This window comes from Streptomyces sp. BA2, from assembly GCF_009769735.1.
Lineage (GTDB): Bacteria > Actinomycetota > Actinomycetes > Streptomycetales > Streptomycetaceae > Streptomyces.
Genome location: NZ_WSRO01000002.1, coordinates 3,209,667 through 3,223,832 on the forward strand (window position 1 = coordinate 3,209,667; position 14,166 = coordinate 3,223,832).

Below are 14,166 nucleotides of genomic sequence, written 5' to 3' on the forward strand. Positions count from 1 at the left end.
GAAGGCCCCCATGTCTCCCGCCAAGATGCACGCCCACGAAGCCGACATCGACGCGCGTCTCGTACGTCGCCTGCTCGCCGCGCAGTTTCCCGACTGGGCGCACCTCGCCGTCGAGCCCGTCGATTCGAACGGCACCGTCAACGCCATCTACCGTCTCGGCGACGACATGGCCGTGCGGCTCCCCCGTATCGAGGGAGGCGTCGGTGACGTGGAGCGCGAGGTGCTTCTCCTGCCGCGGCTCGCGCCCTCGCTGCCCGTCGCCATTCCCGCGCCGATGGGCAAGGGTGAGCCCGGTGAGGGATATCCCTGGCCCTGGTACGTGTACCGCTGGCTCGGCGGGGAGAATCCGGTGGTCGGCGGTCTTGTCGAACCCGGCCTGTTCGCCGCCGACTTGGCCGCGTTCGTCACGGCCCTGCGGGGCGTCGATCCCGCCGACGCTCCTGCCGCCTACCGCAGCGGCCCCCTCGCGCCCCGTGACGCCGACACCCGCGATGCCATCTCTCAGCTGCGCGGCGTCATCGACACCGACGCCGCCACCGCCGCCTGGGACGCCGCCCTGCGCGCGCCCCGGTGGGACGGGCCGCCCGTCTGGGTCCACGCCGACCTGCAACCGGGGAATCTGCTCACCGCCGACGGCCGTCTCAGCGCCGTCATCGACTTCGGGTGCATGGGGCACGGCGAACCCGCCGTAGACCTGATCACCGCGTGGAGCCTGCTGTCCGCCGACGCGCGGGAGAGTTTCCGCGCCGCCCTGGACGTCGACGACGCGACGTGGGCGCGTGGCCGTGGCTGGGCCCTTTCGATCGCGCTCATCGAGCTGCCGTACTACCGGACGAGGAACCCCACCATCGCGCGGATCGCCCGCCACGTGATCGGCGAGGTCCTCGCGGATCACGCCGCCGGGGGCCGCTGAGCGCTCCGCTGGAAATGCGGTGATGAAATCCGCGGGCCGGTGGGGGCTGGTCGCGCAGTTCCCCGCGCCCCTTACGGGCGCGGGCCGGGCGTCGCGGAGCAGGCTGGACTTTGCGGACACGCTCTGGCGGGCGCCGCCTTCCTGCCGGGATACTGCGGCCACCCCACCGGCCACGGAAGGACTCCTGTGTCACTCGCGCCCAACGCCTCCACGCGGCTCGCCGCAATCGGCGTCACCCTCCTGCTGTCCCTCGCCGCCGTACCCGCGTCGGCGGCCACCGCACCGGCCGGCACCGCCGAGGAGCAGCGCCTCGACCGGGCGGCCCCGCAGGAGATCCTGCGCCGCAGCGGATTCGACGCCGTGGCCCCGGAGTTCGCGCGGGCCCTCGACCGCGCCCACTCGTACGGCGAAGCCAAGCGCATCGTCGTACGCCAGGGAGACGCACTGTGGCGGCGTGCCGTCGAGCGGGCGCAGGGGCGGGGGACCGGGGCGGGGGATAGCGGGGACCTGAGCCGGGACGACGACCGGCCGCTGTACTGGGCCCGGCTCGGGATGACCCGGGAGCTCGGGCAGTGGGAGCCAGGCCGCTTCGGGGTGAGCGAGTCCCAGCGCGCGCGGCTCATAGGGGAGTTGGAGGACTCCTCGCGCGGGCACGACTCCATCCGCTATCCGAAGAGTCACCCGAAGCAGGACAGTGCGGGCCACCGCCTCAAGCGCGTCCTCGTCACCGGCTTCGACCCCTTCACGCTCGACCGGGACGTCCGCATCAGCAACCCTTCGGGCGCCACCGCCCTCGCGCTCGACGGCACCGTCATCCAGACTGCCGACGGACCCGCCCGCGTGGAGGCCGTCGTCTTCCCCGTCCGCTGGGACGACTTCGCGGAGGGAACGGTCGAGCGCACCCTGCGCCCGCACCTCCCCCGCGTCGACCTCTTCACCACCATCAGCCAGGGCCGCGCGGGACGCTTCGACATCGAGCGGACCAACGGGGCCTGGCGGGGCGGCTTCCCCGACAACGAGAACCTCTCGCGTACGGAGACCGTCCCGGTCGGCGACCCGGCCACGCAGCCCCAGTGGACGTCCACGACCCTCCCGTACAAGGAGATCGTGAGCGCCGGGACCGGCCGCTTCCCCGTGTACGACAACACATCGGTGACCGAGATCCCGGCGGGCCAGAGCGCCCCCGTGGTCCGCCCGGACGGGCCCACCGCCGGATCGACGGCCCGCGAGGGCGGCGGCGGCAACTACCTGTCGAACGAGATCGCCTACCGGGCGACGCTCCTTCGCGACCGCCTGGGCCTTCACGACCGCCTGCCCGGCGGCCATGTGCACACGCCGATCCTTCAGTTCGGGGCGGGCAACACGGACCCCGCGACGGGCAAGATCACCGATCCCGAGTTCGTGCGCAACCGCCTCGACATCATCGCGCAGGTACGGCAGATCCTGACGGCGGCTATGGACGCCCGCCGGTAGCGGCCGACGCCGGGTCGTCCGCCCCTTCCCCGATCTCCTCGCCCACCAGCTCCCGCGCCATGAGCGTCGCGCCCGCGACCGCTCCCGGCATCAGGAACACCGCGACGAACGGGACCAGGAAGGCCACGGCGAGCGGGGTGCCGAAGCCCCACGCCAGTTGCCTGCGGCCGCGCAGCAGCGCGAGGCGTTCGCGGGCTTCGACGCCCCGGCGCTGCAGCGCGACCGCCGTCAGCTCCTCGACGAGGAAGAAGCCCGTCACGCAGAAGCCGACCACCGGGACGACGGTCTGGCCGACGACCGGGATGAAGCCGAGGGCGAAGAGCAGCACGCCCCAGACCGCGGCCCGCAGGACGATGCGGAGGCTGTCGCGTGCGGAGATCCACAGTTCGCGCCAGAGCGGCAGGCCCGACTCGGGCGCGAACCCGGAGACGGAGATGTCGACCTTCTCCGACAGCGACTCGTAGAAGGGCTGACCCACCAGGAGCGTCACCGCGGTGAAGGTGATCACCGAGAGGAGGAGCGCGAGCGCGAAGAGGAGCGCCGTGAGGAAGCCGCGGAACAGGCCGAGCCACGGCGACGACCAGTCGTCCGCGAAGGGCGTCGCCCAGCCGACGAAGTCCGTGCCCCAGAGGGCGAGCGCGACGAGGGCCGCCGCGTAGAGCACCAGGGTGATCAGGCCGGGCAGCAGGCCGACTCCGTACTGCTTGCCGTGCTGGGCGACCCAGCGCTGGCCCTTCATCAAATAGCCGAAGCCTCGTCCCAGATCACGCATGCGGCACAGCCTATCCGCCGGTCGCGGCCCTGCGGTCCACGGGACGCGTGATGCTGAAGGCCCTCTTGTTGCGCGGGGGTTGGCAGGGTAGACCACGCGTACTGACATCTCTCCAGGAGGTACGTATGGGGATATCCCGGCCATCGAGACCCGTTCTGCTCACCACCCTCGCCTCGGCGGGGGCTCTTGTCCTCACCACCCTCGCCCCCGGCGCCGCGACCGCCGACCCCCGTCCGGGCGGCCGGGACATCCTCCGCGAGGGCTCGCCCCTCAGCAGTACGGAACGGGCCGCAAGGACCCCTCAGAGCGCCGCCGACCGGGCGCTGGGGGCTGCGGAAAGCCCTGGTCTCGACTCCGGTCGCGGCAAGGACCGCGGCAAGGACCGCGGCTACCCCCGCGAGCAGAAGCTCACTCCCCCTCCCGCCAATCCTGACGACAAGTCGATAAAGCTGGGTCTTGCCCCCTACCACTCCATCGCCCCGAAGCTGAACGACATCCAGGGCATCGGCGACCGCGTCAGCGTGGAGATCGCGGGCCGTTCTGCGGGCGGGCACCAGCTCTACCTGGTGACCGTCACCGCCCCCGAGTCGGCCAAGGAGACCGCCAGGCAGGAGCGGATGCGCGAGCTCATCGAGAACGCTCCGGGCGCCGCCGCGAAGGATCCGGCGGTCAAGTCCTCGTACAAGACGCCGGTCTTCATCAACAACAACATCCACGGCAACGAGTGGGAGGGCACGGACGCCGCCCTGAAGCTCATCGAGAAGCTCGCGAAGGCCAAGGACGGCGAGACCAAGGACCTGCTCGCGCGCAACCGGCTGTACTTCAACGTCACGGCCAACCCCGACGGCCGCATCGCGGGAACCCGCGCCAACGCCAACGGCTTCGACCTCAACCGTGACTTCATCACCGCGTCGCAGCCCGAGGCCCGCGCGATGCGGCAGATCGCGATCGACAAGCAGCCCGCGGTCATGATCGATCTGCACGGGTACGTCAACGGCACGCTGATCGAGCCGACGACTCCCCCGCACGGCGAGAACTACGAGTACGACCTCTTCCTCAAGAACACCTACGCCAACGCCCTCGGCATGGAGGCCGCGGTCAACGGCCTCGGGTACACGGAGGAGAAGGACGGCGTGCAGCCCGCCGTCATCCCCTTCCGTGACCAGGAGGAGGGCTGGGACGACTGGCCGCCGATCTTCACCCCGCAGTACATGCCGTTCCACGGCACGGTCGCCGCGCACACCATCGAGTTCCCGATGGCCGTCAACAACGACGAGTACGACGAGCTGCCGGTGCCGGAGCTGCGGCGGCGGTCCGCGATCAACGTGGACATCGCGGGCGCCGCGATGTCGGCGACGCTCAAGTACACGCAGGAGCACCGCACTTCGGTGATCGCCGACCAGATCGAGACGTTCCGGCGGGGCGCGGCGGGTGCGGCGCAGGTGCCGGTCTCGCCGGAGACCGTGCCGGGTGTGCCGGGCATCGGTCCTGAGGACGTCTACACGACCGAGTTCCCGCGTGCGTACGTGATTCCGCGGGGCGAGGCGAAGGGGAACGGGAAGGGCGGGCGCGGCCAGCGCTCGGAGGCCGCCTCCTCGCGCCTGGTGGATCACCTGCTCGACAACGACGTCGAAGTGCGGCGCGCGACGCGGGACTTCAGACTCGGCGGCACTTCGTACGCAGAGGGTTCGTACGTCATCGACATGCACCAGCCCAAGCGCGGGCTCGCCAATGTGATGCTCGCCGACGGGCGGGACATCAGCGACAAGGTGTCGACCATGTACGACATCTCGGGGTGGAGCCTCGGGCGGTTGTGGGGCGCGACGGTGGACTCGGTGAAGGGCGGCTCGCTGTCCGGTGTGCGGACGCGCGTCGTGGACGCGGCTGCACGGGTCGGTCATGTCGCGGGGCGGGGGAATCTCCGGCTGCGGCTCGATGACGCGCGGGAGGTGGCTGCGCTCAACTGGCTGCTGGCGCGGGGCACTTCCGTGCGGGCCGGTGACGGTGACGGCGACAGTGACGGGAGTGTGATTCTGCCGTCGTCGGCGCGGGGTGCGGCGGTCGTCGCCGCGAGGAAGTACGACGTCGCCTTCGACGCGACCAAGGCGAAGGGTGGCGCTGTCGTGCGGGCCACGCGGGTGGCGGCGGCTGTCACCCCCGGGGAGCTCTTCGCGCTGCGTGAGATGAACTTTGACGTGGTGCCGGTTTCGACTTCTGTGCTCAACGCGGGCTTCGACTGGAAGAAGTCGGGTGCGGACGCTTTGTTCGTGTCGGCGGGGCTTTCTTACGGGGAGCTGAACGCGGGGGCGCGGGCCGGGCTCGACGCGTTTCTCGCCGGGGGCGGTGGACTGGTCGGGCGGGGCGCGGAAGGGGTCGCGCTGAACTCCGACGCGAAGCTGCTTGCCGTGAAGGCGGTCTCTGGGAACGGGGATGCGAATGGTGTGGTGCGGGTCGTGAATTCTGGCGGTCCTGTTACTGGGGGTGCGCCTTCGCATTCGTTCGTGTACGCGCCCATGTGGTTCACGGGGCTGGGGAGTGGGGTGCGGGTCGAGCAGTCCTATGGGGGTGGGAATCCGCTGGTGTCCGGGCACTGGCGTCCTGCGGAGGGCGGAGCGGGTGGGCCCTCTGACGCTGCGGGTCAGGCTTCCGTGGTGAGTGGGTCCGCTGCGGGGTCCCGTGTGGTCCTGTTCGGCACCGAGCCGCTCTTCCGGGACCACCCCAAGGGGGCGTTTCCGCAGGTGGGGCGGGCTTTGCTGAGTGTGAGCTGAGGTTGGGGGCGGGGGATTTTTCCCCAACCCCGCCCCTTCCCGAAAACCCGCTCGGCGCGGGGGCCTTTCGAGGCCTTGGTGGCCGTCATCACCGGCTTCGCCGAGTTCGGGGGTCTGGGGGCGGAGCCCCCTGCGCGGCGGAGCCGCCAATAGATACAGCCGGGAAGGGGCGGGGTTGGGGAATTGTCTTGGTCTTGGCGGTAGTTGAAGCACCCAGGGAGGCAACGAATCCACATGACCCGCGAAATCAAAGTCCAAGGCACCACCGCAGCCGGATACGAAGCCGTGCGGGACGAGTTCACCACCATGCTCGCCCAAGAGAAGCCCGACCATGCCGCGCAACTCGTCGCGTACGTAAAAGGAAAGCAAGTAGTCGACCTGTGGGTGGGCCCGGACACCGATGGCGACACGCTCTTCGGCGTGTACTCGTCCACGAAGGGCGCCGCCCACCTCGTCATGGCGCTGCTCGTCCAGGACGGCGCCCTGGAGCTGGATCGCGAAGTGGCCCACTACTGGCCGGAGTTCGCCGCCGGGGGGAAGGGGGACGCCACCCTTCGGGAGCTCCTCTCGCACCGCGTCGGCGTCGTCGGCGCCGACACCGGCTTCAGCCCCGAGGAGATCGCCGACGACCGCGCCATCGCCGCCCGCCTCGCGCCCCAGCGGCCGTACTGGCGCCCCGGTACTGCCTTCGGCTACCACGCCCTGTCCATCGGCGCGCTGGCCGGCGAGGTCGTCCTGCGGGCCACCGGGCGGACGCTGCAAGAGTTGTACGAGGAGCGCGTCCGTGTCCCCTACGGGCTCGACTTCTACCTCGGGCTCCCGGAAGCACTGGAGCCCCGCTTCCGTTCCGTGCTGCCGATGATGGCGTCCCCCGAGGAGCGTGCGTTCCTCGACGCGCAGCCACCTCAGCCGGGAACCCTGAACTCCATCGCCTTCAACCGCAACGGCGCGCAGCCCACCGACCTGGAGTCGATCCCCAACTCCCTTCCTGTGCGCGCCCAGGGGCCCGCGTCCGTCGGTGGGGTCGCCTCCGCGCGCGGGCTCGCCACGATGTACGCGGCGGCCGTCGGCGGGCTCGACGGGCGGGAGCCGCTCCTGAAGGCGAACACCGTGGCCGAGTTCGGGCAGATCCATTCCAACGGGTACGACCTGGTGCTACGGGCTCACAAATCGTTCGGGGTGGGGTTTCAGAACGTCGCCGAGGCTTGGTACCCGTTTCTCGGCGCGGGGTCCATCGGGCACAAGGGCGTGGGCGGCTCCCAGGCGTTCGCCGACCCTCGCAGCGGGCTCGCCTACGGGTACACGCGGCGCCGCTTCCCCTTCCCCGGCGGACCGGCCCCGGAGGACGAGCGTCTCGTGCGGGCCATCCACACGGCGGCGGTCGGCCGCTGACCGGCATGACGGAGGGCCGCACCCCTGCTGCGGGGTGCGGCCCTTCGTCACGTAGGAGAGGAAACGGTCAGGCGACCGCGAGCTCCACCTTGATGTTGCCGCGCGTGGCGCTCGAGTACGGGCACACCTGGTGGGCCTTCTCGATGAGGGCCTGCGCGGTGGCCGCGTCCACGTTCGGGATGGAGGCGGTGATCGCGACCTCAAGGCCGAAGCCGCCGGCCTCGGTCTGGCCTATGCCGACCTTGGCGGTCACGGTCGAACCGGAGACGTCGGCGTTCTCCTTGCGGGCGACCACGCCGAGGGCGCCCTGGAAGCAGGCGCTGTAGCCGGCCGCGAAGAGCTGCTCGGGGTTGGTGCCCGCGCCGCTGCCGCCCATCTCCTTCGGCGGGTTGACGACGACGTCGAGCTTGCCGTCATCGGTGGCGACGCGGCCGTCACGGCCGTTCTCGGCGGTGGCGACGGCGGTGTACTTGACGTCGATCTGCTGGATGGACATAAGTGCCGGTTCCTCCTGAGATGTTCCGCGATGCGCGCCCACAGTCGCGAGAATGTGGAATCACTTTATCGGATGCCGGAAAATCACCGGCCGCTGCACCTCGGGTGCCCGCACCTCAGGCCAGGGAAACGATCATCTTGCCGGTGTTCTCGCCGCGCAGCATGCCGAGGAAGGCCTCCACGCCGTTCTCCACGCCCTCGACGAAGGTCTCGTCGTACTTGAGCTCACCGGAGCGGATCCACGCGCCGACCTCGGACACGAACTGCGGCTGCAGGTCCTCGTGGTCCCCGACGAGCACGCCCTGCAGACGCAGGCGCTTGCCGATGATCATGGCCATGTTGCGCGGGCCCGGCGTCGGCTCGGTGTCGTTGTAGCCCGCGATCATGCCGCAGATGGTGGCGCGGCCGTGCACGTTCATGCGGCTGATGGCCGCTTCGAGGTGCTCTCCGCCGACGTTGTCGAAGTAGACGTCGATGCCGTCGGGGGCCGCCTCCTTCAGCTGCTCCACGACCGGGCGCGGGTCCTTGTAGTTGAACGCGGCGTCGAAGCCGTACTCCTCCACGAGCTTCTTCACCTTCTCGTCCGAGCCCGCCGAGCCGATGACACGCGAGGCACCCTTGAGCCTGGCCATCTGGCCGACCTGGGAGCCGACCGCGCCCGCGGCGCCGGAGACGAACACCGCGTCGCCCTCCTTGAAGGAGGCGACCTCGAAGAGGCCCGCGTAGGCCGTCAGGCCGGTCATGCCGAGCACGCCGAGGTACGCCGACAGCGGCGCGGCCTGCGCGTCCACCTTGACGGCGTGCTTGGCGGGGACGGTCGCGTACTCGCGCCAGCCGGCAAAGTGCAGGACGTGGTCGCCCACCACGAGGCCCTCGGCGTTCGACGCGATGACCTCGCCGACCGCGCCGCCCTGCATGGGCTGGTCCAGCTGGAACGGCGGGGTGTACGACTTCACGTCGTTCATCCGGCCCCGCATGTACGGGTCCACGGAGAAGTGCAGGTTGCGGACCAGGACCTGGCCGTCGGCCGGGGCGGACACCGGGGTCTCGCGCAGCGCGAAGTCCTCCGGGACCGGCCAGCCGTGCGGGCGGCGCACGAGGTGCCACTCGCGGCTGACGGCGGGGAGCTTCTGGGACCCGGGGGCCTCGGGGGTGACGGACATGCGGGCGTCCTCCTCGTACTCAGGCTGCCGTTTCCAGCAGGCTGCTGTCTCGGAAATGCTTCACGTTGTGAAACAACCATGCTCCTACATATTTCATGATGTCAAGTATCGGGGTAGCCTGGAGCGCATGGCCACCACCAGCTCCCGCACCCCGCGCACGGACCCCCTGACGCTCGAAGTCGTCGAGCTCATCGGGACGGTCGTCGCGCGCTACCACGAGGAGTACGACGCCGCGGCGGGCAAGCACGCCCTCACCGGAGCGCAGGCACGCGTACTGGGTCTGTTGTCCCTCGAGCCGCTGCCCATGCGCCGGATAGCCCAGAAGATGAAGTGCGAGCCGTCGAACATCACGGGGATCATCGACCGGCTCGAGGCGCGCGGTCTCGTCGAGCGGCGGCCCGACCCGGCCGACCGCCGCGTGAAGCTCGCGGCTCCGACGGAGGAGGGCCTGACGGTCGCCCGCAGCCTGCGCGAGTCCCTCGACTTCGCGCGGGAGCCGCTGGCCGAGCTCTCCCGCGAGGAGCGGCTCTCGCTGCGGGGGCTGCTGCGGAGGATGGTCGGCGAGGACGCGGGCTGACCGCTCGCTCACCTCAGGGCTACGTGCACCACCACAGGAACCGGTCGCACGTCTCCGAGGGCTCCGGCTCGGGCGTCGGATCCGGCTGCCGCGTGGTCGGCGGGGGCGTGGGGCGCGTGGTCCCGGGGGTGTCCGGAGGGCTGTCCGGGGCATCCGGCGCGGAGGTCGTGGCCGGGGCGGCGGAGTCGGGGTCCTTGGCGGCCTCGTCCGTCTTCTCGCCGCCCTTCTTCTTGTCCTCGTCCTTCTTCGCCTCCTTGGACGCCTTGGCCTTCGCGGACGCCGAGGCCGAGGGATCGGCCGACGTGGCCGACGTGGACTCGGCGCCCGTCGCCGCGCCGCTGTCCGGGTCCGGCGACTTCCGTGACGCGGGCTCGCCCGCTGCCCCGTCCGGCGAGGCCGCGGCCGTCGGTTCGTCCGAGGGGCCCTCGATGCCGAGTTCGGCCAGGCTCAGGCCACCGGCCGCGAGCGCGAGCCCGGCGGTGATCAGCAGGATCTTGCGGCGTCTGCGCCGGTGCGCCCGGCGGCCGCGCTCCCGGCGGCGGCCCCTGGCGCGGGGCACCTCGTCGTCGTACGTGGGCTCGGAACCGCCCGGCTCGTCCGGCGCGCCGACCGCCTCCGCGTACTCACGGCAGGCTTCGGCCGGGGTTCCGCACCCCGGGCAGGCCAGGGCACCGTTGAGGTGCCTGTGGCACGGGTGGCAGTAGTCCATGAGGCATGGAGGCTAAGTGAGCCGCGGGGAACAGAGGAAGCCGCTGTCGTGAAGGTTGTGTGCGGAATCGAATGTTCCAGCCGTGTCGGCTTCCCCTATGGGGCAAACCACCTGTTCCGCTCAGGACGCGGGCCCGCCTACCCGGCGAACGCCGCCTGTTCCACGCCCTGTCCGGCGTCCGGCAGCACGAGCACGGAGCCGGACAAAGGGTGCGGCGCCTCAAGTCCCGTACAGGCGGAAGTGATGTAGAGGTCGCGCAGTCCCGCGCCGCCGAACGCGCACGCGGTCGGGCGGACCACCGGCAGTTCGATCACCCGGTCCAGGGCGCCGGACGGGGTGTAGCGGCGGATGGCTGCGCCGTCCCACAGGGCGACCCAGACGCAGCCATCGGCGTCGACGGTGAGGCCGTCGGGGTATCCGGCGTCGGGCTCGAAGGTGGCGAACGGCCGCCTGGCTGCCGGGAGTTGGCCCTCATCCATGTCCAGTACGTCGATGCGCCGCGTCAGGGTGTCGATGTAGTACATGGAGCGGCCGTCCGGGCTCCACCCGACGCCGTTGCTGACGGACACGTCGTCGAGGACCTCGGTGACGGTGCCGTCGCCGGTCAGGCGGATGAGGTTGCCGCCGCCCTCCCCCTCGTCGTAGCGCATCGTGCCCGCCCAGAGCGCTCCGTCGGGGGCGACCGCGGCGTCGTTGCCCCGGCGGCCCGGCACGACCTCCCGGTGCAGCCAGCGGAAGGCGCCTCCGTCGGCCATGGAGTCGTAGAGGCCCACGCCGTCCCGGAGGTTGACCACCAGGCCGCCGCCCGCGCGCGGTTTCGCGGCGCCGACGTGCTGCTCGGTGACCAGGACCGAGCGGTGCCCGGTCGACGGGTCGTACGTGTGGACGCGTGAGCTCAGGATGTCGACCCAGATCAGCCGCTGGGCGGCGTGGTCCCAGGTGGGGCCCTCGCCGAGTGCTGCCTGCGCGCGTACCGCTATGTCCATTGCGGCAGGCTACCCGTACGGCTGTCCGAACGCCCCCGGTCAGCCCACCCGTCCCAGCTCTCCTCTCAACCGCCGCGCCCTGAGCACCAGTTCCAGCTCGAAGCGGCGGTCCGGGTCGTCGACCTCGTCGCCCCACAGTTCCCTGATCTGACGCAGGCGGTAGCGCACCGTCTGCGGATGCACCCCGAGCCGTGCCGCGACCTCCGGCGCGCCGCCCCGCGTCTCCAGCCAGGCGAGCAGCGTCTCGGCGAGGCGGCGGCCGTGCGCGGGCCCGCAGTGCGCGAGCGGAGCGAGGCAGCGGCGGGCCAAGTCCTCGATGAGCTCCTCGGGCTGGAGCAGGACCAGGGCTTCGGTGTGCTCGGTGCAGTGCAGGACCTCGCCCGAGGGCAGCAGTCCGCGTTCCATCAGGCGGACCGCGGCCTCCGCCCAGCGCAGCGACTTCGCGGCGTCGGCGAGCGGCACGGGCGGGCCGATCGCGCCGGACCAGCCGGCCATGGCGCGCCGCAGCAGTTCGGGACGGCCCGCGGCGTCCGGGTCGGGGACGACCATGCGGGGCTGTTCGGTCTCCATGTCGAGCAGGACGCCCTGCCCGACGGCGGGCGCCACGGCTTCCCGCGCGGGGCGAAGCAGGACGCCGACGGCTACCCGCTCGGGCAGCTGCCAGCCGACGCGGGCGGCCCGTTCGTCGAGTGCGCTGCGGGCGGCGGGCCGGCCTGGCGCGGAGCGCGAGCCGGAGCTGTGGCCGAAATCGGTCGGCGCGTCCGCCCCGGGGTCCCCGCGCCGCTCGGAGAGCAGCAGCTCCATCAGCTTCCGTTGCAGACGCAGGCGCTCACCGGCCTGCCGGGCCGCGGCCTCGGCGTATCCGCGGACGGACTGGTCGACAAGGCCGTCCAGATACTCGAAGCCCGACTCGGCGAGTTCGTACATGGCCGGTGGCGGGATCTCGATCTGCTGGCCTATCTCGGCCAGGCGGCGCCAGGCGAGCCGTACGCCGAGGCGGTAGATCGCCTGGAGCGAGTCGAGGCTGCGGCCGTGCAGGCCCTCGCCCCTGCCGAACTCCTGGAAGACCTCCAGGGGGTAGCAGGGGCGCCCACCCTCGGCGGCCGCGATCTGCTGGACGAACCCCTCCAGAGCGCGGCGTATACCGATGAGTGCCATGGGTTCGCCCGAGTCGTCGAGGACGACGGGCAGGCCGGGGTACTCGGCGCGGATCTCCCGCAGGATGTCCTGGGCGAGGGCGGGCACTTCGTCCAGGGCGAGCGCGGCGAACTGCCGCACCTGTATGGGAGGCACGTCGCGCCAGGCCGAGCGGACGGACAGCGAACCCTGGCTCTCGGTCACGGGCACGGTCACTCACTGTCCCCGAGGGGCAGTCTCGTAGTGCACGAGGGGAGTGTTGGGTTGCTCCGGGGTCGCGTTCAGGAGCGCGACGATGCCGAACGCGGCGGCCACGGCGAGTGCCGCGGCGGCTACGACGGTCAGACCAGCGGCAAGCAATCGGTGCATGTCAGGGTCAGCCTCTCTGCTGGAGGTCGTCCCCACCCAGGTCGCGCGGATGGCGCTCGCACAGTCCTTTACCGGCCCCGTCCGGTAGGTGCACAGTTTCATCAACGCATTGACACTTAGTCAAGGGTCCGCCTAGCGTTCCGGCCCCTACGGCTCGGTAACACTTCTCACCCGCCCCAGGAGTGCCGGATGCGCCGCACAGCCTCGCCCCTCTCGCTGATCCTCCTCGGACTCGGCGTTTTTCTGCTCGTCCTGGCCCCGATGCTCGCGTGGTACGTCGAGCCGCGCGCGAAACGCACGCCCGTCGACATCGACACCATCACCGTTTTCAAGGGCAAAGGCAGCTATTTCGACACCGAGAAGATCAAGACGGTGCACGACAAGAACCTCACGGTCACGCGCCAGGTGCGCGGCGACGTGGACGACAGCAACAGCGACCACGCGGTCTGGGACGTGGTCACGTCCGTCGACCCGGACAAGTCCCTGCCGGCTTCGGACCCGCACGATTCGCTCCAGTTCACGACGGAGCGCTGGGTCACCGACCGCGAGACGAACAAGCCGGTGCACTGCTGCGACGAGAAGCCGTACTTCGAGGGTGAGGCCTACCTCAAGTTCCCCTTCGACGTCGAGAAGCGCTCCTACACCTGGTGGGACAACACCCTCGGCGCCACCGTCCCGCTGACCTTCCGCGGCACGAAGAAGATCCAGGGCTACGAGGGCTACCGCTTCACCGCCAAGGTGAAGCCCGCCAAGACCGGGACCCGTCTGGTGCCCGGCCGCCTGGTGGGGCAGCCCAAGCGCAGCAACGTCCTCGCCGAGGAGTGGTACGCCAACCACGGCGTCGAGCTGGTCGCCGACAAGCGCACGGGCCGGATCATCTACGCGGCGATCGGCCCCCGCAAGACGCTGCGCGCGCCCGGCTCGGACAAGGACGCGACGGTGCTGCTCGACAGCGAGCGCATCGCGTTCACGACCAAGACGCAGAAGGCGCAGGTCGAGCTCGCCGACGACGACAGCAGCCGGCTGAAGCTGGTGGGCGAGACGCTGCCGGTGGGGACGGGTGTGCTGGGTGCGCTGCTCGCCATCGCGGGAGGCGTACTCGTCGTACGCGGACGACGGTCCGACAAGGGGGCGCAAGGGCCCGGAGGGCCGGGTTCCGCGGCGGAGCCGAGCGGTCCGCATAGCGGTACGTCGCCAACCGCGCTGCAACCCACCACGATGTGATGAGACGTCAGCTGTTGAAACCCCGAAAGTTGTCACTTCGGTGAGTAGCGGGGTCGAACACGGCGGCGAAAACTAACGACCCCACCCGAGCACAGTCCCCGCACCGCCCCCGCACCACCCCCGCACAGTCAGAGCACAGCACCTCCGTAAGCGACCCCGAACGGTGCAACCCCCCTATAGCGACCTCA

At 70.9% G+C, this 14,166-nt stretch carries 13 protein-coding genes; 6 read left to right on the forward strand and 7 right to left on the reverse strand.

Features of this window, described 5'->3' with window-relative positions:
* The first annotated feature begins 10 nt into the window (after positions 1-10).
* The gene (locus tag E5671_RS17225; protein WP_160504862.1) at positions 11-913 is read left to right on the forward strand and encodes an aminoglycoside phosphotransferase family protein; all 903 of its coding nucleotides are present in this window, start codon (positions 11-13) and stop codon (positions 911-913) included.
* A gap of 186 nt (positions 914-1,099) precedes the next feature.
* Positions 1,100-2,386 carry a pyroglutamyl-peptidase I family protein gene (locus E5671_RS17230; RefSeq protein WP_443032639.1) on the forward strand — a complete coding sequence of 429 codons (1,287 nt, stop codon included), beginning with the start codon at positions 1,100-1,102 and terminating at the stop codon, positions 2,384-2,386.
* On the opposite strand, the gene E5671_RS17235 is transcribed toward E5671_RS17230, so the two are convergent.
* Positions 2,367-3,158, reverse strand: a complete 792-nt coding sequence (locus E5671_RS17235) for an EI24 domain-containing protein (protein ID WP_160504863.1) — start codon at positions 3,156-3,158, stop codon at positions 2,367-2,369. The genes E5671_RS17230 and E5671_RS17235 overlap by 20 nt on opposite strands.
* Positions 3,159-3,283: 125 nt before the next feature.
* Here E5671_RS17235 and E5671_RS17240 point away from each other — a divergent pair, with 125 nt between their 5' ends.
* The gene (locus E5671_RS17240; RefSeq protein WP_160504864.1) at positions 3,284-5,926 is read left to right on the forward strand and encodes a M14 family zinc carboxypeptidase; all 2,643 of its coding nucleotides are present in this window, start codon (positions 3,284-3,286) and stop codon (positions 5,924-5,926) included.
* Positions 5,927-6,160: 234 nt separating this feature from the next.
* Positions 6,161-7,318, forward strand: a complete 1,158-nt coding sequence (locus E5671_RS17245; protein WP_160504865.1) for a serine hydrolase domain-containing protein — start codon at positions 6,161-6,163, stop codon at positions 7,316-7,318.
* Between the two features lie 67 nt (positions 7,319-7,385).
* Here E5671_RS17245 and E5671_RS17250 read toward each other — a convergent pair whose 3' ends face one another.
* Together E5671_RS17250 and E5671_RS17255 are read right to left on the reverse strand one after the other, a co-directional pair.
* Positions 7,386-7,814 (reverse strand): organic hydroperoxide resistance protein, encoded by a 429-nt coding sequence (locus tag E5671_RS17250; protein WP_160504866.1) that lies wholly within the window; start codon positions 7,812-7,814, stop codon positions 7,386-7,388.
* Positions 7,815-7,929: 115 nt separating this feature from the next.
* Entirely contained in the window at positions 7,930-8,976 is a 1,047-nt protein-coding gene (locus tag E5671_RS17255; protein WP_160504867.1) for an NADP-dependent oxidoreductase, read from the reverse strand.
* A 127-nt stretch (positions 8,977-9,103) separates the two neighbouring features.
* On the opposite strand from E5671_RS17255, the gene E5671_RS17260 reads away from it, so the two are divergent.
* On the forward strand, positions 9,104-9,553 hold the full coding sequence (locus tag E5671_RS17260; protein WP_160504868.1) for a MarR family winged helix-turn-helix transcriptional regulator: 450 nt from the start codon (positions 9,104-9,106) through the stop codon (positions 9,551-9,553).
* Between the two features lie 19 nt (positions 9,554-9,572).
* Here the strand turns inward: E5671_RS17260 and E5671_RS17265 are convergent, their stop codons facing one another.
* The 4 genes from E5671_RS17265 to E5671_RS45420 form a co-directional block, all read right to left on the reverse strand.
* The gene (locus E5671_RS17265; RefSeq protein WP_202121148.1) at positions 9,573-10,262 is read right to left on the reverse strand and encodes an SCO2400 family protein; all 690 of its coding nucleotides are present in this window, start codon (positions 10,260-10,262) and stop codon (positions 9,573-9,575) included.
* A gap of 137 nt (positions 10,263-10,399) precedes the next feature.
* Positions 10,400-11,248, reverse strand: coding sequence for an SMP-30/gluconolactonase/LRE family protein (locus E5671_RS17270; protein WP_160504870.1), 849 nt, complete (start codon positions 11,246-11,248; stop codon positions 10,400-10,402).
* A 39-nt stretch (positions 11,249-11,287) separates the two neighbouring features.
* The gene (locus E5671_RS17275) at positions 11,288-12,595 is read right to left on the reverse strand and encodes a helix-turn-helix domain-containing protein (protein WP_443032640.1); all 1,308 of its coding nucleotides are present in this window, start codon (positions 12,593-12,595) and stop codon (positions 11,288-11,290) included.
* A 6-nt stretch (positions 12,596-12,601) separates the two neighbouring features.
* On the reverse strand, positions 12,602-12,754 hold the full coding sequence (locus E5671_RS45420) for a hypothetical protein (protein ID WP_202121149.1): 153 nt from the start codon (positions 12,752-12,754) through the stop codon (positions 12,602-12,604).
* 189 nt (positions 12,755-12,943) lie between these two features.
* On the opposite strand from E5671_RS45420, the gene E5671_RS17280 reads away from it, so the two are divergent.
* Positions 12,944-13,978 carry a DUF3068 domain-containing protein gene (locus E5671_RS17280; RefSeq protein WP_160504872.1) on the forward strand — a complete coding sequence of 345 codons (1,035 nt, stop codon included), beginning with the start codon at positions 12,944-12,946 and terminating at the stop codon, positions 13,976-13,978.
* The last annotated feature ends 188 nt before the right edge of the window (positions 13,979-14,166 follow it).